The sequence below is a fragment of the Cryobacterium sp. RTC2.1 genome (assembly GCF_035018685.1).
In the GTDB taxonomy this organism is placed as follows: domain Bacteria; phylum Actinomycetota; class Actinomycetes; order Actinomycetales; family Microbacteriaceae; genus Cryobacterium; species Cryobacterium glucosi.
On record NZ_JASJXJ010000337.1, the window covers coordinates 1 to 663 of the forward strand.

Annotated in this window: 1 protein-coding gene; it reads left to right on the forward strand. The window is 66.2% G+C overall.

The features are described from left to right. Positions 1 to 53 precede the first annotated feature (53 nt). Positions 54 to 434 (forward strand): globin, encoded by a 381-nt coding sequence (locus tag QN357_RS19170; protein ID WP_174774633.1) that lies wholly within the window; start codon positions 54 to 56, stop codon positions 432 to 434. Positions 435 to 663 lie beyond the last annotated feature (229 nt).

Genomic DNA, 663 nt, shown 5'->3' on the forward strand with positions numbered 1-663 from the left:
ACCCCGCACTGCCTGCCCGGGTGCTGCTGCGCAACGGTGAGAACGGTGCCGCGATCGGTGCCTCGTTCTACGAGCAGGTCGGCGGGCGACCGTTCTTCGAGAGGCTCGTCACCGAGTTCTACCGGGGTGTCGCCGGCGACCCCGTGCTGAAGCCGATGTATCCGGAGGACGACCTCGGCCCAGCGGCAGCGCGCCTCACCGGGTTCCTCGAGCAGTACTGGGGCGGCCCGGGCACCTACAGCGAACAGCGCGGACACCCGCGGCTGCGCCAGCGGCACCAGCCCTTCAAGGTCAACCCGGACGCCAGGGACCGCTGGCTGCTGCACATGCGTGCCGCGGTCGACTCCTGCGAGCTGCCCGAGCTGCAGCGAACCGTGCTCTGGGACTACCTCGAGCGCGCGGCACACGCCATGTTGAACACGTTCGACGACTGATCTCAGGGCGTCTCCAACCGTCCCTGGAGGGGAGAACAGGCTCTCGAAAGAACGAGAACGTTGTGAATTCGCCTCAACACGTACCTGATCAGAGTAGATTTCCACAGACCTGAGCCATGCTCAGAGAATGTCGGTGGTGGGTCGTAACGTGAGGGCATGACCAACCTCCCGGAGTCGCCCGCTTCGCCCGATCGGCCGCATGGCGGTGCGTCTCCCAGTACGCCCGTCA